We start from the raw sequence: 17,796 nt of genomic DNA on the forward strand, positions 1-17,796 counted from the left end.
GATGGCTGAGTCCCCCTGTTTCTCACGCTTCGTGAGGCTCAGAGGAGCGCGCGCAACGCTTCCCTACGCTCAGCGAATCCGGCGACGCGAGCCTCGTGCCTCGCCATGATTCCCGAGTCACGGAGGGCGAGGGTGCCGGGGTCTCCGCGGTCGATACCGGCCTTCCATCGAGATGCGATGAGCCCCATTCGATGCGTCACCGCGTCAAGGAGCTCGGAGCCATCGACTCCGCCATACGCGGCAGCCGCGGCCCGGATCCGGGAAGCGGCCTCTCCGATCGGGATCTCCCGAAGTAGCGGCACCCCCGACCACACTAGAAACGCGAGGTCATCGAGTGGAAGCCCGGGGCCGGCCCGGTCCCAGTCGATCATGCCCGCGAACTCACCCTCGACGACGACCCAGTTGTAGAGACCGGGATCGTTGTGGCAGATAATCTCCCCGCGTGAGCGGTCGAGCGGCTGCATCCCCTGCCGCCAGTGATCGGACGTCGGCGTGAAGTCTGCGACCGCGACGTGAAAACGCTTCAACCATCGGGCCGCTGCGGCGAGCGCAGCCTCACTCGGTTGTTCGGTCTCGGGGTCGAGCGTCTCGCCCGGGAGGTAGCTCAGCACCTCGCGGCCCTCGTCGTCGATCCCGATGACCGCCGGGATGCCGTCGAGCCCGCGTTCCGCGAGATGCCGTAGCAGTTCGTGCACGGCCGGCGTCCACGGCCCCGTTGGCCGGTGTACTCGCGTCTCACCGTCGGCTGCGCGCACGCGCCAGACTCCGCCGGAGCCGCCCGGGAGGTGTTCGCTCTCTTCGCTTCGTTCCACGGTTCGAGCCTAGGGGTTTCCGGCTCCCGCGACCCGCTGGGCACGCAGGCGCGTGCTAGACCCTGCGCATCCGCTCACGAACCTCGCGAATCTCCCGCAGGTTGATTGGCGATGTCGGCGCCGGTTCGCCGTGCATCTGCACGTGGAGCCGCTGCATCCGGGTATCGAGCTCGGCCGCGGAGTCGGCGGCCTGCTTCAGCTCGGCCATCATCTCCTCGGGCACCTGCCGCTGATACTTGTAGTAGATCTTGTGTTCGAGGCTCGCCCAGAAGTCCATCGCGATGGTGCGGAACTGCACCTCGACGGGCACGTCAACGCGCCCGCTCGACAGGTAGACGGGTACCGAGAGGATCGCGTGGAGGCTTTTGTAGCCGTTCGGCTTCGGATTCTCGATGTAATCCTCGACCTCGAGCACCGTAATGTCGTCCTGCTGAGTCAGCAGCCCGAAGAGGCGGTACACGTCGCGGATGAACGCGCAGGTCACCCGAACGCCGGCGATGTCTCGAATCTCGCGCCGGATCGACTCGATCTCGGGGTCGACGCCTCTGCGCTGCACCTTCGAGAGCAGGCTCTCGGCGCTCTTCACGCGGCTCGAGACGTGCTCGATGGGGTTGTACTCGTGCATGTGCACGAACTCCTCGCGCAGGATGGCGAGCTTCGTCTCGATCTCCTGCATCGCGAAGCGATACTCAAGCATGAACCGCTGGAGCTCGCCCCCGAGGCTGTGTAGCTCGCTCGGCGAAATCGTGATTTCGTCGCCAACGGTGGCGCCCGGAACTCGCGGTAGTGGAGCGGTGTTACTCATGATCTGAGGCTAAACCCGACCTCTCTGAATCAGCTGTGGATCTGCTCGCCGCTGCGGGTCTCCAAGAGCGCGCGCTCAAGGAACTCCCGCAGCACGGACATGTCGATTTTCGTGAGCCTCGTGAGGTACAGGCACACCTTGCTCGCCTTGTGCGGGCCAAGTGCGTCTACGAGGTCTGGCCACCGGTCGGCGAAGTCTGGCGTGAGGTAGATCGTGTGTCGCTGGGCGCCTGTTGCGAAGCCGAGCTCGGGCACCCTGCCGCCGCGGCCACTCTCGTAGGTGTACTCGTGCTCGCCAAACCCGATGATGCGCCCGGCCCAGACGACGGGGTCTGAACCGCTCACCTCGCGGTGCAGGGCGAGAAGCTCATCGGCCTCTTCACGGCGCGAGCCGACGACCCGGTCGAGCACCTCGGCGACGGGCATTGCCGATGGCGACATCGCTGGCTCCTTCGCCGCCACTACACGCCGCCCTGCTCTGCCCGGAACACGTGCACGAGCGCGTTCGCGTGACCGTGCCCCATGCCGAGTTCTTTGAGGAAGGCAACCTGTTCCATATGCTTTTCACCCGCGTGCGGGCGCAGCAGCTCGAACCATTCGTCGATGCTCTTGCCGTACTTCGCCTCGATTGAGGGGAAATACGATTTGGGGCCCTTCACCTGCTCGGTCACGGCGCCTCCTCTGGTGTTGTGGTGCGGAATCTGACGGTAGCACGGGGGTCCGACACTGCTGCAGCCGGGCCACGTTACCGGTATCACCCGGCTTGGAACGCCCCGGTCGTACGGTAGCGGTGGAACAGTTCGAGTACCAGTCGCGTCGCACGTTGCAGCCCCTCGGGTGGCGCGGCCAGCGGGAAGACGCCCCACTCACGCACCTCTCCGGGGTCTGGGGCGATCTCGCCGCTCCACTCGGTCGCGAAGAAGCAGAGTGCGAACGCGTGCACGATGTCGCCGTTCGGGTACACGAGTCGGTGCTCGACGGGGTCGGAAAACGAAGCGAACGCGGTGAGGGCGTCGGGTTCGACCCGCAGGCCAAGCTCTTCCAAGACTTCCGCGACAGCGGTATCCGCGAAGCTCTGCCCGGGCTCGGCGCTCCCGGCGGGAATCTCCCACTTTCCCGAATCCGCGCGACGCTGAAAGATTGCGTGCTCATCGTCGACGAGCAGCAGCACCTGCGCACCGGGCACGAGCATCTCGGCGCTCCCAACGCGTTGGCGCAGCTTCCCCAGGTAGGAGTCAGCGAATGACACGGCGATGCGCTCCGATCAGATCACGGCGCAGGAGAACGCCCACATGACCCCGTACCGGTCAAACACCTGGCCGTACCAGTCGCCCCAGGGCGCCTGCTCGAACGGCATTCCGAGCGAACCGCCGCCCGCGATCAGCCTGTCGATGTACGTCTGCGCTTCCTCAGGGGTGTCGGTCGTGTAGAGCAGCGAGTAGGCCGTGCCCCGCAGCGGGTACTCGGTGCTGTGATCCATCACGTCGCCGCCCGTGATGATGCCGGCGGGAAGCGTGAGGGAGGCGTGGGCGACCGCGTTCGGTGGCGGGTCGAACGGGAGGTCCTTGAGCTGCGCCTCCCCGTAGCGGATGATCTCGAGGTCACCCCCGAAGACGCCCTGCCAGTGTTCCATCGCTTCAGCGGTCGTTCCGGGCAGTGCAATGTAGGTTGCGAGCATGTGTGCCATGAGCGGTTCCTTCGACGGTGACGGGATCCCCCTCAGTATCCCCCTGTTTGGCGCACACCGCACGTGAATTCTTTGCGCGCGCCGCGCCGCGCGCCGTGGACAGCGCACGGTGCCGCGCCTACACTTTTCGCATGCACGCACCGCTCGCACTCACCCGCACAACGTTCGCGCTCGACTGCCCCGACGCGGCCGCGCTCGCCGAGTTCTACGGCGCGCTGCTGGGCTGGGACGTCGTCAAAGGCGACGATGACGAGTGGGTCGAGGTGCATCCGCGCGGCGGCGCGGCGGGCTCCCACTTCCTGGCGTTCCAACAGGTCCCTCACTACGTGGCCCCGGAGTGGCCTGAGGGTTCCGTGCCGCAGCAGGCGCACCTCGATTTCTACGTTCCCGACCTCGAGGTTGCGACAGCGTCAGCCCTCGCAGCGGGCGCGCGAAAGCACGCCGTGCAGCCGAGCCAGAGCGGCTCGTTCATCGTCTTCGTGGACCCAGCCGGCCACCTGTTCTGCCTCTGCCGCGAGAGCAACCTGGCGTCGTAGGTCGCAGGATCCCGCTCCCGCGGCGAACGACCGCTTCCCTCCGCGCGTTCTCTCGGTACTATCGCAGCAGAGAGCTATGACACACACCGACCAGACACCCCTCGCAGAAACCGAGCCCGCCGCGGCGGAGGCACCGGCCGCGGCCACCAGTACCCAAGCCATGTCCGACAGCTGGGGCGCGTCTGCGGTGCTGTTCGGCGCCGGGTCGCTCTTGTGGCCGCTGGTGTTTTTCCTTGCGTTCTTCGCCCGCGCCGCAATGCTCGCCGCCGAAGAGTCGCAAAAGCCCCACTATGGCGCCGCGTGGCGGGAAACCATTGAGGTCGTCGCGATCTCGGGCAGCTACGTCGGCTGGGTCGCGCCTTCCCTGCTCGCGCTGCTCGTCGGCCTCGGCTTCCTGGTCACGCCGAACGCCGACCTCGACAGCCAGTCAGTGCTGCGCCCCCTCCCCTATGTCGCTGCGCTCATCGGCGGTTTCATGCTCGCGTGGACCGTACTCGCCGTGGTCGTGCTCTCGACACACGCGCCGACCGCGACGAGTGAGGGCGGCCAGCAGCTGTGGGGGCTATTGTTCATCACCCCCGTGTCTGTCGTGCTCGCGCTCGTGCTCGGTCGACTCGATTTCCGCCCCGCAGCCCGTCGAGCGGAGCTCCTCCGCCAAGCCATCGCGCGGTCAGAGCGGGAGTACGAGCACCTCGAGAACGCCAGCCTGTTCTACGGCGATGCTCGCGTCGCCTCGCACACCCAGCGGTCGCCGTGGCGGCGACCCCTCATCGTGCAGGGCAGCGTCGCCGTTGTCGTGTTTCTCGCGTTCTGGCTGCTGCACCGCGAACCCATCTCGACGGCTCTCCTCGAGGCGGGCTATGTTGCGGCGATGGGCGCGCTCGTCTTCCTCGTCGTCTCCCTCATCCAGCGCGAGCTCATCGAGGCGCGGCTGTCGAAGCTCGCGGGCCACGAGGTGCGCAGCAAGCTCGAACTCGTCGGCGGGGTCATTCTCGCTGTCGGCGTCGCCTGCCTCGTCGCGTACAACCTCTGGTTCGTGCTCGCCGAGATTCGGCCAGTCTTCGTTCCGGTGCTCTACGCGCTGCTCTTCATCGCCGCCGCGTGGGTGTCGAACCCGTTTACGCTGCGGAAGTCGGCCTGGCCCGCCGAGGTGCTGCGCGAGCGTGGGCGCGCGCTCGCCCGGATGCGCGGCAAACTCGCCCAGCTCACGCAGCTCACGCAACTCCAGGCGGCCGAGTAGCGGCCCCTTCCCGCGGGGCAGGATCGCGTTGGGCTCGGCCGACCGGTAGTTCTAGGCGCGCTTCACGACGCTCGACTTCAGCTGCATCTTCCCGAAACCGGGGACCTTCGCGTCGATGTCGTGCCCGCCGGCACCGCCCGGCACCAGGCGAATACCCGTGACCTTGGTGCCGACCTTGATCGTGCCGCCGCCACCGCCAGAGACCTTCACAGTCTTCACAAGCGTGACGGTGTCGCCGTCGGAGAGCAGGTTGCCGACGGCGTCGCGGATGCCTGAGCCGGCGTCGGCCGATCCTCCGCTCTCTCCGTCTGCCGCGTCATCGCCGGGCGCCCACTCGTGCCCGCACATCGGGCAGGCGAGCAGGGCCCCGAGTTCGTAGGAGAACTCGCCGCCGCACTCGGGGCACGGGGGCGTTTCGGGCTCGTGGGTTGCGACCTGCTCAGACATGTATGCTCCGATCTTGCCGGGGGTGGGCTCCGACCAGCCTAGGCCACGGCCGGAACCCGAGCCCCGGGACAGATCTTTCCTAGCCCTCGATCATGTCTCGAACGATGTTCTTCTTCACTTTTCCCGTCGTCGTCTTTGGCAGCTCCGCAAGGAAGACGAATCGTTTGGGTACCTCGAACGTCCCGAGACGCTGCTTAGCATGGGCAATGAGCTCAGCTTCAAATGCATCCCGCTGGGGCGATGAGGCGTCGTGCCCACCACCCTCAGTTTGTGGCAACGCATCCGTCACAGCGACCAAGGTCACCGCCTCTCCCCAGCGCTCATGGGGAGTCCCCACGACGCAACACTCGATGATTCCTGGTGCGTCGGACATGGCACGTTCCACTTTCACAGAGGACACGTTTTCCCCTCCGGTCTTGATGATGTCCTTTGACCTGTCCGTAAACCACACGACACCCTCTTCGTCGACGTGGCCAATGTCCCCACTATGGAACCAACCGTGACGGAAGGCGTCTGCATTGGCGTCGGCTCGTTTCCAATATCCCGCTGTGACGTGTGGGCCACGGTAGACAATCTCACCGGTCTGACCAGGCGGAAGAATGTTGCCGTCTTCGTCCATGATCCTCGTGCGTACGGTGGTGGCCGGCATGCCCCACGAGGCGTTTTTGGTGTGGCGATGCTCCGGTCGTTGGTAAGTGGTGGCAGGGATCACCTCTGTCTGTCCCGAACCAAGAAGTTTGAGCGCGTTCGGCATCATTTGGTCCATGCCCGCAAGCACGCGCTCCGGCATCTGAGCCATCGCATACATCGCTGTTTCAATGCTGCTGAGGTCACGCGGCTGGCGCGTGTGCTCCGCAATCATTGCTCCCCACATCATGGGGAGGCCCGTGAACATTGTGACTTTCTCCTGTTCCATCGTGTCAAGCACCGCAGACGGATTGAACCCGTTGTGAAGAACGACCGTGCCACCCACGGCAAGCACCGGCTTCGTGACGGCGTTAAGCGCAGTGACATGAAACAGCGGGAGTACCACGAGCACCGTAGGGGGTCTCCGTACCCAGGATTCTCCTACAGTGAGTGCATTCGTCATGACTCCGATGACGACTGCGTTGTGCGTCGCAATCGCGCTCTTCGGAGCGGCAGTGGTGCCCGACGTATACAGGCATTGAACTGCATCATCGCTATGGATGATGAGTCGCAATTCGGCAGCGGCTTCAGTTGCGATCAATTCTGAGAGGTCTCGCACACGCACACCGGGAATTGAGATCGTGTCAGTCGACACTCGATGCACCACGATCGTGTCGAGTTCTGCTCCGGCGGCGAGCGCTGCCTGCACAATTGGCAACAGCGCCTCGTGCACGACAGCGTGCCTGGCCTCGGCATCGGCAAGAATCCAAGCAATTTCTTGCGGCGACTGGCCGTAGTTGATCGGCAGAACGACCCTCCCAGACTTCGCTATCCCGAAGTACGTGGCGAGAAATTCGTAGCAATTGGGCATGAAGACGGCGATCGGGTGGCCCTGCTCGGGCGCACCATCGAGTTCGATCAAGCCGCGGGCGATTGCCTCTGCATCCTGCTCGAACTCCCCGTAGCTGATGCGGCGCTCACCGTCGATGATAGCGGTTCGCTGCGCCGAAACATCAGCGGCACGAGTCAGCATGTCGCCGACCGTGTTTCGGGTAGCTATGTTGAGGTCAAACGGGTCGACTGTGTTGGTAGCTGGTCTCATGGTCCGTGTCTCCTTTGACTGGGATATTGTTGCGCTCCAGCTGCAGTCGGGCCGGAGCTTGGTGTTACGTTGTGTAGCCATCCATCCGGGCGAGCACCTGGAGCATGACCTCGTCAGCACCGCCACCGATTGAGCTCAGCCGGGCATCGCGATAGAACCTCGCTGTCCAGCTCTCCTCCATGTAGCCAAGGCCACCGTGGAACTGCATCGCGGCGTCGGCGACCCGGCGAAAGGTGCGGCCAGCGTGGAGTTTACCGACGGTTGCCTCGCGCGTAATGTCTTCGCCGGCGTTGAGCATCCGGCACATTTTCTCGTTCATGGCTTTCAGTAGCTCGACATCAGCTGAGAGCTCGGTGAGCATGAACACTGGGTACTGGCGATTGGCGAGCGGCTCACCGAACACCTCGCGAACCTTCAGGTACTCGCGGGTCTTCTCGAGCGCCCATTCCGTGCTGCCAACAATTGAGAAGCAGGCAGAGAGCCGCTCGATGATGAACTGCCCCATCTGCTGTTGGAACCCGCGCCCGACCTCGCCAATCGTGTTCGTCACAGGTACCCTCGCGTTATCAAGCCGCAGCTCCGCCGTGTCGCTCGAGCGGTTGCCAAGCTTGTCGAGCTTCCGTACAACCTCGAAGCCCGGGGTACTGGCCGGCACGATGATTTGCGACATCCCACGGTAGCCGCCCTCATCGCTCGTACGCACAAGCATGCAGAACCAGTCAGCCTGTGTGGCGTTGGTGATAAAAGTCTTCGACCCCGAAATGAGCCAATCATCGCCGTCCCGCACTGCCCGCGTGGTGATCCCGGCAACGTCAGAGCCGGCGTCGGGTTCCGTGACTGCGATCGCCGCGACGTGCTCGCCACGGAGCGCGGGCTGAAGATACCGTTCCTTGAGCTCTGCACTGCCGTACTTCGCGAGTGAGGGCGTCGCCATGTGCATCTGCACGTTGATTGCCATCGAAACACCGGCGGCGTTTCCGCGCCCAAGCTCTTCAGAAAGCACCATCTGATACTCCAGGGGCGCCCCTTCCCCGCCATCTTCGGGCGCGAAGCCGAGCCCCAGGAGACCGTGTGCCGCGAGCTTTGGGAAGAGCTCGTGAGCGGGGAATACCCCGGCGGCTTCCCATGCGTCGATGTGGGGCACGATCTCGGTGCTGACGACCGCGCGAACCATCTCCCGGAACTGGTCAATTTCACTCTTCATGGTGGTGTGTCGCTCCTTCGCGAAGTGCTCTACTCGGCCGGGTGCCGCGTGAGCTTGCAGTCACACTAGCGGGTTTTTCAAAAAAAATCATTCATGCTTGATTGTTTATTGGTGAACTCTGTGGAAGAGTGATCCACCACAGTCACATTCGACGAGCCAAGGAGGGCGCAGCGACCATGAATCCCGGAGCAGACCGCGACGGAACGACACTGGTTCCGACACTGAGCGCACCACAGCCGACGCAGGGTGAGCGAACCGTTCGAATCGGAAACGCCTCGGGTTTCTACGGTGATCGGCTCAGTGGCTTCGATGAAATGGTCGCCGCCGGCGTCGATGTCATCACTGGTGACTACCTTGCAGAGCTCACGATGCTTATCCTCGCCAGGCAGAAAGCGAACGATCCGGCAGCGGGGTACGCGAAGACTTTCATCACGCAGCTCTCTGGGTCGCTCGAGCAGATCGCGGCCGCTGGCACCCGTGTGGTCGTGAACGCCGGTGGGATGAACCCCGGTGGGCTCGCCGCCGCGCTCCGCGAGCTCGCAGCTAGCAGGGATCTCGAGATCCCAATCGCCTACGTTGACGGCGACGATCTGACCGACCGCGCGGATGAACTGGGCCTTGGCAACCCGCTCGCCGCGAACGCATACCTTGGCGGCTGGGGGATCACCGAGGCGTTGCGACGCGGCGCGCAGGTAGTCGTCACCGGACGAGTCACGGACGCGGCTGTGATCACCGGCTCCGCAGCCTGGTTCCACGGCTGGGGTCGGGCTGACTACGACAAGCTCGCCGGCGCTATGGCAGCCGGGCACGTCATTGAGTGCGGCATGCAGGCCACAGGCGGCAACTTCTCATTCTTCACCGAGCTTTCTGACATGCGAAGGCCCGGGTTTCCAATCGCGGAGATCGATCAGAACGGCGACAGTGTCATCACCAAGCCCCCTGGCACCGGCGGTGCCGTCACCGTCGAAACGGTGCTCTCGCAGCTGCTGTATGAAGTTGCCGGTGCACGCTATCCGGGGCCCGACGCGACGCTCCGTCTCGACTCGCTTCGGCTCGCAGACGCGGGGGCCGACAGGGTGCGCATCGCGGGTGCGCGCGGCGAGGCTCCCCCACCAGACCTCAAGGTCTCAGTGACCGAGATCGGCGGGTATCGGCAGCAGATCACGTTCCCGCTCGTTGGGCTCCACATCCCTGAGAAAGCAGAGCTCATCACTCGGCAGTTCGAGTACGGCCTCGAACAGTCAGAGCTCCGCCGGCCGGCCTCGCTCGAATGGACCCTCGCGCGCACCGACCACCCCGGTGCTGACAGCGAGGAGGCGGCGTCGGCCCGACTCACCCTCATCGCGCGCGACACAGACCCCCGGGTGGTCGGGCGCGCGTTCGCGAACATCGCCGTGGAGTTCGCGCTGGGATCGATCCCCGGTTTCTTCACTGACGGCCCGCCAGGTGATGCGAGCGTCTACGGCAGGTTCAGGCCGGCTTTCGTGCCACAGCAGACGCCGCCCCACACAGTGCATTTCCACGACGGCGATAGCGCGGCGATCGTGCCCCCAGCAGAGTTCCGTGCCCTTGATGAGACAGCCCTCGATTCCCGCAGCATCGGCTGGGGCAATGGTGATCGGGCGTGCCCCCAGCGGGCGCGAGCCGGCGAGACCACTGTCGCACTCGGTGAACTCTTCGGCGCCCGCAGCGGCGACAAGGGCGGCACCGCGAACATCGGCGTGTGGGCACGCAGTGACGCGGGGTGGGACTGGCTCCGCTCTGAACTCACCGCCGACCGGCTTCGCGAGCTGCTTCCTGAGGCGGCAGCGCACGACATTACGCGGGTCGAGCTTGCGGGCCTACGCGCTGTGAATTTCGTCATCGACGGCCTGCTAGGCGAGGGCGTCGCATTCGGCGCGAGGTTCGACCCCCAGGCTAAGGGACTCGGCGAGTGGCTCCGTGCCCGGAATGTCTCCGTGCCGTCGGCTCTCGCGGCGGAGCGAGGCCAGCAACCGACGCCCTTCCCCACCCCACGATCACCATTCACATCACGAGACGCGGAGAACCCACAATGACTGTCATCACGTCGGCCTTCGATGCGGGGTCGCAAGAGTTCCGCGACGCAGCCAACTCTATGCGGGAGAAACTCGCTGAGCTCGATACCGTGTATGCCGAGCTCGCGGCCGCGGGCGGCGAAAAGGCTGTCGCCCGGCACCGGGGCCGCGGCAAGCTTACGGCCCGAGACCGGATCGAGCTGCTGCTCGATCGCGACACTGCGTTTCTCGAGCTTGGCGCGTTCGCCGGTTGGGGCTCCGAGTTCCCGGTCGGCGGCAGCGTGGTCGGTGGAATTGGAGTTGTGTCGGGTGTGGAGTGCGTTGTGCTCGCGAACGACCCAACGATCGCTGGAGGCACTTCGAACCCAGTGACGCTCAAGAAGCAATTGCGCATCATGGAAATCGCGCTCAAGAACCGGTTGCCTCTGATCTCGCTCGTCGAGTCAGGTGGCGCGAACCTCCCCACTCAAAGCGAGATCTTCATCCCGGGCGGTGAGACCTTTCGGCGGCTCGCGGAACTCTCGAAAGCAGGGATTCCCACTGTCGCAATCGTCTTCGGAAACTCGACGGCCGGCGGCGCGTACGTTCCAGGCATGAGCGACCACATCATCATGATCGAGAAACAATCGATGGTGTTTCTCGGCGGCCCTCCCCTCGTGAAAGCCGCGACTGGGGAAGTGAGCGATGAGGAGTCGCTCGGTGGCGCCGAAATGCATGCACGCACCAGCGGGTTAGCGGACTATTTTGCGCGCGACGAGCAGGATGGAATCAGGATCGGCCGTAGAGTTGTTGCTCGCTTAGGCCACACAAAGCAGGGCCCAGCCCCCGCAGCCGCGATCCCTCCCCTTTACGGCGAGGAGGAGCTCATCGGCATCGTGCCCTCCGATTTGAAGATCCCATTCGATCCTCGTGCGGTGATCGCTCGCGTCGTCGATGGCTCAGACTTCGACGAGTTCAAGCCGCTCTACGGCTCGGGAATGGTCACCGGGTGGGCACGCATCCACGGTTACCCTGTCGGCATCATCGCAAACTCCAAGGGCGTGATCTTCAGCCAGGAAGCCCAGAAGGTCACCCAGTTCATCCAAATCGCGAACCAGCGGGCGACTCCCCTGCTCTTCCTGCACAATACGACGGGCTACATGGTCGGCAAGAAGTATGAGGAGGGCGGCATCATCAAGCACGGTTCGATGATGGTGAACGCCGTCTCCACTTCAACGGTGCCGCACATCTCAGTGCTTATTGGGGCGTCCTACGGGGCCGGCCACTACGGCATGTGCGGTCGCGCTTTCGACCCGCGCTTCCTGTTCGCCTGGCCGTCTTCGAAGTCGGCGGTGATGGGCGGGACCCAGCTCGCCGACGTCGTCACCTCGGTCGCGAAGGCCTCCGCCGCAGCACGAGGGCTGCCGTTCGACGACGACGCAAACGAGTTGCGCCGTCTGGCGATCGAGCGCCAGATCGAGGCCGAATCCCTGCCTTTGTTCCTTTCGGGTCTGGGGTACGACGACGGCATCATCGATCCCCGCGACACGAGAACGGTTGTCGGGCTCGCACTCTCCGCGGTGTCTTCCGCGCCAATCGAGTCCGACAGGACCTTCGGAATCTTCAGGATGTGACTCAAATGACAATTTCACCCCTTCCTCGCCCAATTACGAGAGTGCTCGTCGCAAACCGCGGCGAGATCGCCCGTCGCGTGTTCGCAACCTGCAGGGCTCGCGGTATCGAAACCATCGCCGTCTTCTCCGACGCCGACGAGAACGCCGAGTTCGTCGTCGAAGCGGACGCGGCCGTCCGGCTGCCGGGCACCGCCCCGGCAGACACCTACCTGCGGGGCGACCTCATCGTCGAGGCCGCTGCCCGAGCGGGCGCTGACGCGATCCACCCGGGCTACGGATTTCTCAGCGAGAACGCGGCGTTCGCGCGCCAGGTGATCGCCGCAGGCCTCACGTGGATCGGCCCGGACCCGGAGAACATTGACCAGATGGGCTCAAAGGTCGAATCCAAACGACTTATGGAAGCTGCGGGCGTTCCCGTGCTGAGCGAGCTCAACCCGCGGGCCATTACGGCAGATCAGCTCCCCATACTTGTGAAAGCATCAGAGGGTGGCGGTGGGCGCGGAATGCGCGTCGTCGAGCGGCTCGAGGATCTCGATGAGACGATCCACACCGCCGGGCTCGAGGCAGCGAGTGCGTTTGGCGACCCAACAGTCTTCTGTGAGCGATACATCCCCGACGGCCACCACATCGAGGTGCAGGTGTTCGGCGACCGGCATGGCACCGTGTGGGCACTCGGAGAGCGCGAGTGCTCGATCCAGCGCCGCCATCAAAAGGTTGTCGAGGAGGCACCCGCACCTCTCGTCGAGCGTCACGGTGCGGCGATGCGCGACAGGCTCTACGCCGCCGCGCGCGCAGCGGCCTCCCAAATCAACTACATCGGCGCCGGGACTGTTGAGTTCCTCGCGAATGATCGCGGAGACTTTTTCTTTCTCGAAATGAACACGCGCCTGCAGGTTGAACATCCGGTAACCGAGTGCACAACCGGGCTCGACCTTGTCGGGCTCCAGCTCGACATCGCGGCAGGTGCGGCGCTCATTGGCGAACCCCCGCGCGCGGCCGGACACGCCATCGAGGTGCGACTGTACGCGGAAGATCCGCAGGAGAACTGGGCGCCCCAGTCGGGCGCCGTGCATACCTTCGACGTGCCCGGCGCACACTCCGCGTTCACGATCCCACGCGACGACACAGCCGTGAGGCTCGACGCAGGCGTGGGCGCGGGGTCCACAATCTCGACGTTTTACGATCCGATGATCGCGAAGATCATCGGTGTCGGGCCCGACAGGGCGACGGCCGCGCGCACCCTCGCCGCCGCAATCGAGGGCATGAGTTGGGACGGTCCGGTGACGAACGCCGCCCTACTCACGCACGTGCTCCGTGAACCCGGCTTTCTCGCGGGCAACACGACGACCGCATACTTCGATGAGCATCCGGAGGTGTTCGCCCCCGCGGTCGCAGCCTTCGAGCTGCGAATCGCAGCTGTCGCGGCTGCGGTCGCCACAGCGACCGCAGCCGAGAACGGCTGCCCCGCGGGCCCCGACGGAATGATCGTCACCAACGCAATCACTTCGGCAGAGGATGCGCTCGCGGTGAGCATCGCCAGCGGCAACCCGCGCCCAAACGTTGGTGGCTGGCGGCTCTTCCACCCGGACTACCGATCCCGCAGCTTCGCTGCCGGTCAGGTCGAACTCCCCGTGAAGTACCGACACACGCGAGCAGGCTGGGAGTTCTCGCCGGAAACCCTCGCCGATGGCCCCGCGGTTACGGTCGTCCAGGCAACACCCACCCTCGTGAGGCTCGAGATCGACGGCGTCGAGCGGCGATTCAGCGTGACCAGGCGCGGCACAAGCCTCATCGTCGCGTCCGCACGCGGCACGGTAGCACTCAAGGAGCTCCCCCGGTACACAGATCCGAGCGCCCTAACCGCCCCCGGCAGCCTGCTTGCCCCGATGCCAGGAACCGTCGTGCGGGTCGAAGCCTCGGTCGGCGAAGCGGTCGAAGCAGGTCAGGGCATTATTTGGTTGGAGGCAATGAAGATGATGCACACCATCAGTTCGGACGCTGCCGGGGTCGTCGAGGCGCTACGCGTGAGCGTCGGTGACCAGGTCGACGTCGGCATGCTCCTCGCAGTGATCGCGGAAGCAAGCGATGAGGCTACCGGTTCGGGCACAGGAAAGGCGGTGGCCGAATGAGCTCGGCGCGATACGAGCTGCATGGCTCGACGGCGACCATCACCCTTGACAACCCCGAGAAACGTAATGCGATCACCGAGGAGCTCTTGGCCGAGATTTCCGCGGGCGTGCGCGCCGCAGAAGTCGACCCTGACGTGCGCTCGATCGTGCTGACGCACACCGGAAATACCTTCTGCGCGGGCGCCGACCTGACCGGGCCCGTCTCGGGTGGCAGCGAGTCCCCGCTCGAGCGCATCAGACGCAGCGGCGAACAGGCTGCCGCGGTATACCGCCTGCTGGCGGAGAGCCCGCGCCCGATCATCGCCGCGATCCACGGCCATGTACGTGCAGGCGGGATGGGCTTCGTCGCCAGCTCTGACTTCGTCATCGCCGGCCCCCGCGCAACGTTCGGACTAAGCGAGGTACGCATCGGCGTCGTCGCGGCAATCATCTCGGCGCCCGTGCTGAGCCGCATCGGCGACCGTTTCGCGAGCGACTGGCTACTCCGCGGTGGCGCAGTGTCCGCTTCCGAGGCGGCCGCCGCCGGATTCGTAACGCGCGCGGTTGACGGCGAGAGCACAACCGTTGACGACGCGGTTGCCGAGATTCTCGCCGATCTCAGGAGGGGCGCTCCCGCCGCACTTGCGGCCTCGAAACGACTCGTGAATCGTTCTCTCATAGCCCGGATGGACCGCGAGACCGATGAGATGGTGCAGCTCTCGACGAGCGCATTCTCGAGCTCTGAGGGGCAGGCCGGGATACAATCCTTCCTACAGCGCACCGCACCACCGTGGGAGCTGAACGCCTAGCCCCCACCTTCCTTTGAATCGATCGGCATGACACTGACTGAGAACGCGCGTGCACCGCAGCAGGACCGTAGCCGCGAGACCCGCGATCTCATCCTTGAGACCACGCTCCGCGCGCTCGCGCGGATTGGGTGGAACGCGACGACAACGTCGGTTGTAGCTGCGGATAGCGGCGTCAGTCGAGGTGCAATCCAGCATCACTTCCCGACGAAGGAAGCGCTCATGCGGGGTGTGCTCGAGTACATGTACGAGGGCCGGAATACGAGCGAGTTCTCTATTTCCGCGGAGGTGCCAGAGGGCGTTGACCGGTTCGAATACATTTCCGAGCAGGTGCTTGACTACTACGCCTCCGATCACTTCAAAGCTGCGCTGCAAATGTGGACCGCGGCGATCGGCGATGCCGAGTTCAGTGAGCAGCTACAGATGCACGGCGACAAGCTTGCCCGTGCTGTCTACGACCGAGTCGTTGTCGTGCTCAACGCAGATACAAGCGATAGTCGCACTCACCGGCTGATCCAAACGACACTCGACCTATCGCGCGGCCTTGGGCTCGCCGACGTATTGCGCGATGACTCGAAGCGTCGCCAGTCGGTTGCGCAGTTTTGGGCTGACGAGCTCAGATCAATCAAGCAGCTCAACGAGCCTCAATAGTCCGGCGCCGCCGTGAGCCGATTGCGGCCTGACCGAGAAGCTCCCGATCCTGTCCAGCTTTGTCCAGACATCCGCCAGGATGCTCGAAACAGGTGCCCGAATGCCTCTGCTCTGAGAGGATTCTGCTCAAGACGCGCTGCACGCGCCGTTTCGAAGGAGCCCCGAAGAACGCATGAGCACCCAGGCACTCTCAGATATCCCGTCGAACCGTATCCCTGCGGAGGCATTCGATGAGCTTCGTTCGACCCGCCTCGCAATCGCTGAGCGGCTCATCTGCCGGCTCCCGGCCGGTACTCGGCAGTCAGCCGCGGCCCGTATCCACGCAATGGTCGCCGACCTTCAGGCCGACCTCGGAGTGGCGCCGGAATCCGTCGCTGATCTGACGATCGCGTCGGCGGCGCTCACCCCTGTGTCAGGCGACGCCCTGCACGCAGACTTCATCGTGATTGAGGTAGACGGCGGCGCGGTGTCTTCGCCGCTTGTGCCGGCAGTAGACGGCGCCCCGTTCGCGCCGGAGTACCTCTCGGGTAGCTACCGCACCGAGCTTTACAAGGGGCTCAGCTCCACGACCCGTCGAGGGCTCGACGAACGCGCTGGCGAGGTTCTCGGGCCGCTCGTGCTTGAGGTGATGATCGAACTGCTCCACGAAGAGCTGGCCATCGTCGCGGGAGGGGCCCGGCCCGTGTTGGCCTGCCGTGGGCGCGCTTCTGAAGCTCCCATCCGCACGCACTTCGAGCCGCTGGGGTACGAGGTCGTGTACCTCCCCCACATCGACGACGTCGCCGTTGGCGCTCAGGGCGCCGCCCCATCCGTTCCTGCGGAAGAGCATCGGCTTGCGCTCACGCTTCTCAACGAGGCGGTCTCGCGGGCACGCCAGGCTCAGCTGGTGTAGCGAGCGGGGTCGCCCGCCGGGGCTCAGCCCGAGCCGGGCCCGCCCAACGACGGCGCGCCCTCTCCCACCACACCGTTCTCTCGAGACGACATGTTATTCGCCCCGATAAAGCTGTGTTTACAAGAACTTGATGTGCGCGGGCGCGGTCCTGCGAGCGAGCTGCCAAGAACTTTGCGAGCAAGCCCCAGGGCTCAGTCCGAGTCGGCCCCGCCCCCGGCCCCGTCACCGGGCGCTCCGTCACCGGGCGCTCCCTCCGGCCGTGCGGGGAAGATCCGTCCAACGAGCGGTACGTGGTCGATCGGCATGCTGAACCAGTACCTGGCAAGCGGGAGCGATACGAGTGCAATGTAGCTCGTGAGGAGCTTGTCGATCAGCGAGGTGATGACGTTCACAATGGTCACGGCCCACACGAGCGGAAGTCCGTAGCCCAGCAGGGTGTTCGTTGCGCCCGTCTGCCCCGCTCCGAAGCTGCCGCCGTGGCGCAAGAGCAAGATCGGCACCGCAATCAGCGAGCACACGGCAGCAACAATGAGGCCGAGCAGGAAGAAGCGCACGAACGTGTCGCCCATCCGAAATTTCCGAACCCCGTAGCCCCAGATCAGGGCCCCAGCGATACCCGCGAGGGCGAATAGGTAGTCGTGCTGGTCGACGATAACCCCGAAGGCACTCGTCGCAATCGCGACCGCAACTCCGCTCCACGGCCCAAGCGCGATGGCAGCGATCGCAGTACCCGCCATGTCGAGGAAGATCGGAAGCCCGAGAACGTGCACGATCACGCTGCCGAGCAGGTTGCCCGCGAGACACAATACGAGCACCATCAGTGTCGCGCCAAGCGGCACCCGCTGCACCGTCGCGACCACCTGCGTGAGGCCCGTGTCAATGCGCTCCCGCACACCGCCAGCCGGGACTCGCCTTGCTCTGCGGCAGCGAGCGACCCACGCATCCGCCTCGGCCTCGTCGGCGCCGAGGGCAACAACGATGTCTCGGACGAGCTCGGTATCGAGTCGCGCCCTGCCCTCGCTGAACGCGTTGTACACCGTGGAGCGGGGCGGAGCGGCGGCGGCCTCGTGCACACCCCGCGCGAGGCGCAGCTCGGTCACGCGCCGAACAATTTCCGCGTACGACACAGGCCCGGCCTGCTCCCGCAGGGTCTGCAGGTCTGCGGCGATCTCGTCGAATGTTTCGGTCGCGCTGCGGTCAAGGCCTTCAGCCGTCATCGTCTCCCCCACTC

Annotated in this window: 18 protein-coding genes; 8 read left to right on the top strand and 10 right to left on the bottom strand. The window is 65.0% G+C overall.

Features of this window, described 5'->3' with window-relative positions:
* Positions 1–38: 38 nt before the first annotated feature.
* The 6 genes from FB468_RS16210 to FB468_RS16235 all read right to left on the bottom strand — a co-directional run bounded on the left by FB468_RS16210 (position 39) and on the right by FB468_RS16235 (position 3,303).
* Positions 39–812, bottom strand: a complete 774-nt coding sequence (locus FB468_RS16210) for a phosphotransferase (protein ID WP_141888824.1) — start codon at positions 810–812, stop codon at positions 39–41.
* Positions 813–867: 55 nt separating this feature from the next.
* Positions 868–1,617: a GTP pyrophosphokinase gene (locus tag FB468_RS16215; protein ID WP_141888826.1), complete on the bottom strand. Its 750-nt coding sequence runs from the start codon at positions 1,615–1,617 to the stop codon at positions 868–870.
* A 29-nt stretch (positions 1,618–1,646) separates the two neighbouring features.
* On the bottom strand, positions 1,647–2,057 hold the full coding sequence (locus FB468_RS16220; RefSeq protein WP_246056014.1) for a DUF1801 domain-containing protein: 411 nt from the start codon (positions 2,055–2,057) through the stop codon (positions 1,647–1,649).
* A gap of 20 nt (positions 2,058–2,077) precedes the next feature.
* Positions 2,078–2,287, bottom strand: a complete 210-nt coding sequence (locus tag FB468_RS16225; RefSeq protein ID WP_141888830.1) for a DUF4287 domain-containing protein — start codon at positions 2,285–2,287, stop codon at positions 2,078–2,080.
* 83 nt (positions 2,288–2,370) lie between these two features.
* Positions 2,371–2,865: an NUDIX domain-containing protein gene (locus tag FB468_RS16230; protein ID WP_141888832.1), complete on the bottom strand. Its 495-nt coding sequence runs from the start codon at positions 2,863–2,865 to the stop codon at positions 2,371–2,373.
* Positions 2,866–2,880: 15 nt separating this feature from the next.
* A complete protein-coding gene (locus FB468_RS16235) occupies positions 2,881–3,303 on the bottom strand; it encodes a VOC family protein (protein ID WP_141888834.1) in 423 nt (140 codons plus the stop codon).
* 131 nt (positions 3,304–3,434) lie between these two features.
* Between FB468_RS16235 and FB468_RS16240 the strand changes: the two genes are divergently transcribed.
* Positions 3,435–3,839 (top strand): VOC family protein, encoded by a 405-nt coding sequence (locus FB468_RS16240; RefSeq protein WP_141888836.1) that lies wholly within the window; start codon positions 3,435–3,437, stop codon positions 3,837–3,839.
* Positions 3,840–3,915: 76 nt separating this feature from the next.
* A complete protein-coding gene (locus FB468_RS16245; RefSeq protein ID WP_141888838.1) occupies positions 3,916–5,079 on the top strand; it encodes a hypothetical protein in 1,164 nt (387 codons plus the stop codon).
* 51 nt (positions 5,080–5,130) lie between these two features.
* Here FB468_RS16245 and FB468_RS16250 read toward each other — a convergent pair whose 3' ends face one another.
* The 3 genes from FB468_RS16250 to FB468_RS16260 form a co-directional block, all read right to left on the bottom strand.
* On the bottom strand, positions 5,131–5,526 hold the full coding sequence (locus FB468_RS16250) for an alkylphosphonate utilization protein (protein WP_141888840.1): 396 nt from the start codon (positions 5,524–5,526) through the stop codon (positions 5,131–5,133).
* Positions 5,527–5,605: 79 nt separating this feature from the next.
* A complete protein-coding gene (locus tag FB468_RS16255) occupies positions 5,606–7,186 on the bottom strand; it encodes a class I adenylate-forming enzyme family protein (RefSeq protein ID WP_170219799.1) in 1,581 nt (526 codons plus the stop codon).
* Between the two features lie 133 nt (positions 7,187–7,319).
* The gene (locus FB468_RS16260; RefSeq protein WP_141888842.1) at positions 7,320–8,459 is read right to left on the bottom strand and encodes an acyl-CoA dehydrogenase family protein; all 1,140 of its coding nucleotides are present in this window, start codon (positions 8,457–8,459) and stop codon (positions 7,320–7,322) included.
* A gap of 176 nt (positions 8,460–8,635) precedes the next feature.
* On the opposite strand from FB468_RS16260, the gene FB468_RS16265 reads away from it, so the two are divergent.
* From FB468_RS16265 to FB468_RS16290, 6 genes are all read left to right on the top strand, one after another.
* Positions 8,636–10,516, top strand: a complete 1,881-nt coding sequence (locus FB468_RS16265) for an acyclic terpene utilization AtuA family protein (protein ID WP_141888843.1) — start codon at positions 8,636–8,638, stop codon at positions 10,514–10,516.
* Positions 10,513–12,108, top strand: coding sequence for an acyl-CoA carboxylase subunit beta (locus FB468_RS16270; RefSeq protein ID WP_141888844.1), 1,596 nt, complete (start codon positions 10,513–10,515; stop codon positions 12,106–12,108). Before FB468_RS16265 ends, FB468_RS16270 begins: the two co-directional genes overlap by 4 nt.
* A gap of 5 nt (positions 12,109–12,113) precedes the next feature.
* Positions 12,114–14,237 (top strand): ATP-binding protein, encoded by a 2,124-nt coding sequence (locus tag FB468_RS16275; RefSeq protein ID WP_141888845.1) that lies wholly within the window; start codon positions 12,114–12,116, stop codon positions 14,235–14,237.
* Entirely contained in the window at positions 14,234–15,025 is a 792-nt protein-coding gene (locus tag FB468_RS16280) for an enoyl-CoA hydratase-related protein (protein WP_141888846.1), read from the top strand. Before FB468_RS16275 ends, FB468_RS16280 begins: the two co-directional genes overlap by 4 nt.
* A gap of 27 nt (positions 15,026–15,052) precedes the next feature.
* Positions 15,053–15,673: a TetR/AcrR family transcriptional regulator gene (locus FB468_RS16285; RefSeq protein WP_141888847.1), complete on the top strand. Its 621-nt coding sequence runs from the start codon at positions 15,053–15,055 to the stop codon at positions 15,671–15,673.
* Between the two features lie 172 nt (positions 15,674–15,845).
* Positions 15,846–16,565, top strand: coding sequence for a hypothetical protein (locus FB468_RS16290; protein WP_141888848.1), 720 nt, complete (start codon positions 15,846–15,848; stop codon positions 16,563–16,565).
* Positions 16,566–16,756: 191 nt separating this feature from the next.
* Here FB468_RS16290 and FB468_RS16295 read toward each other — a convergent pair whose 3' ends face one another.
* Positions 16,757–17,782 carry a hypothetical protein gene (locus FB468_RS16295; RefSeq protein ID WP_141888849.1) on the bottom strand — a complete coding sequence of 342 codons (1,026 nt, stop codon included), beginning with the start codon at positions 17,780–17,782 and terminating at the stop codon, positions 16,757–16,759.
* Between the last annotated feature and the right edge of the window lie 14 nt (positions 17,783–17,796).

This window comes from Leucobacter komagatae (assembly GCF_006716085.1).
Classification (GTDB): Bacteria; Actinomycetota; Actinomycetes; order Actinomycetales; family Microbacteriaceae; genus Leucobacter; species Leucobacter komagatae.

Bases quoted from the DNA above. Each gene is read 5' to 3' on its own strand.
- FB468_RS16215 (WP_141888826.1), bottom strand. From the start codon at position 1,617: ATGAGTAACACCGCTCCACTACCGCGAGTTCCGGGCGCCACCGTTGGC.
- FB468_RS16220 (WP_246056014.1), bottom strand. From the start codon at position 2,057: ATGTCGCCATCGGCAATGCCCGTCGCCGAGGTGCTCGACCGGGTCGTC.
- FB468_RS16235 (WP_141888834.1), bottom strand. From the start codon at position 3,303: ATGGCACACATGCTCGCAACCTACATTGCACTGCCCGGAACGACCGCT.
- FB468_RS16240 (WP_141888836.1), top strand. From the start codon at position 3,435: ATGCACGCACCGCTCGCACTCACCCGCACAACGTTCGCGCTCGACTGC.
- FB468_RS16245 (WP_141888838.1), top strand. From the start codon at position 3,916: ATGACACACACCGACCAGACACCCCTCGCAGAAACCGAGCCCGCCGCG.
- FB468_RS16250 (WP_141888840.1), bottom strand. From the start codon at position 5,526: ATGTCTGAGCAGGTCGCAACCCACGAGCCCGAAACGCCCCCGTGCCCC.
- FB468_RS16255 (WP_170219799.1), bottom strand. From the start codon at position 7,186: ATGCTGACTCGTGCCGCTGATGTTTCGGCGCAGCGAACCGCTATCATC.
- FB468_RS16260 (WP_141888842.1), bottom strand. From the start codon at position 8,459: ATGAAGAGTGAAATTGACCAGTTCCGGGAGATGGTTCGCGCGGTCGTC.
- FB468_RS16265 (WP_141888843.1), top strand. From the start codon at position 8,636: ATGAATCCCGGAGCAGACCGCGACGGAACGACACTGGTTCCGACACTG.
- FB468_RS16270 (WP_141888844.1), top strand. From the start codon at position 10,513: ATGACTGTCATCACGTCGGCCTTCGATGCGGGGTCGCAAGAGTTCCGC.
- FB468_RS16275 (WP_141888845.1), top strand. From the start codon at position 12,114: ATGACAATTTCACCCCTTCCTCGCCCAATTACGAGAGTGCTCGTCGCA.
- FB468_RS16280 (WP_141888846.1), top strand. From the start codon at position 14,234: ATGAGCTCGGCGCGATACGAGCTGCATGGCTCGACGGCGACCATCACC.
- FB468_RS16285 (WP_141888847.1), top strand. From the start codon at position 15,053: ATGACACTGACTGAGAACGCGCGTGCACCGCAGCAGGACCGTAGCCGC.
- FB468_RS16290 (WP_141888848.1), top strand. From the start codon at position 15,846: ATGAGCACCCAGGCACTCTCAGATATCCCGTCGAACCGTATCCCTGCG.
- FB468_RS16295 (WP_141888849.1), bottom strand. From the start codon at position 17,782: ATGACGGCTGAAGGCCTTGACCGCAGCGCGACCGAAACATTCGACGAG.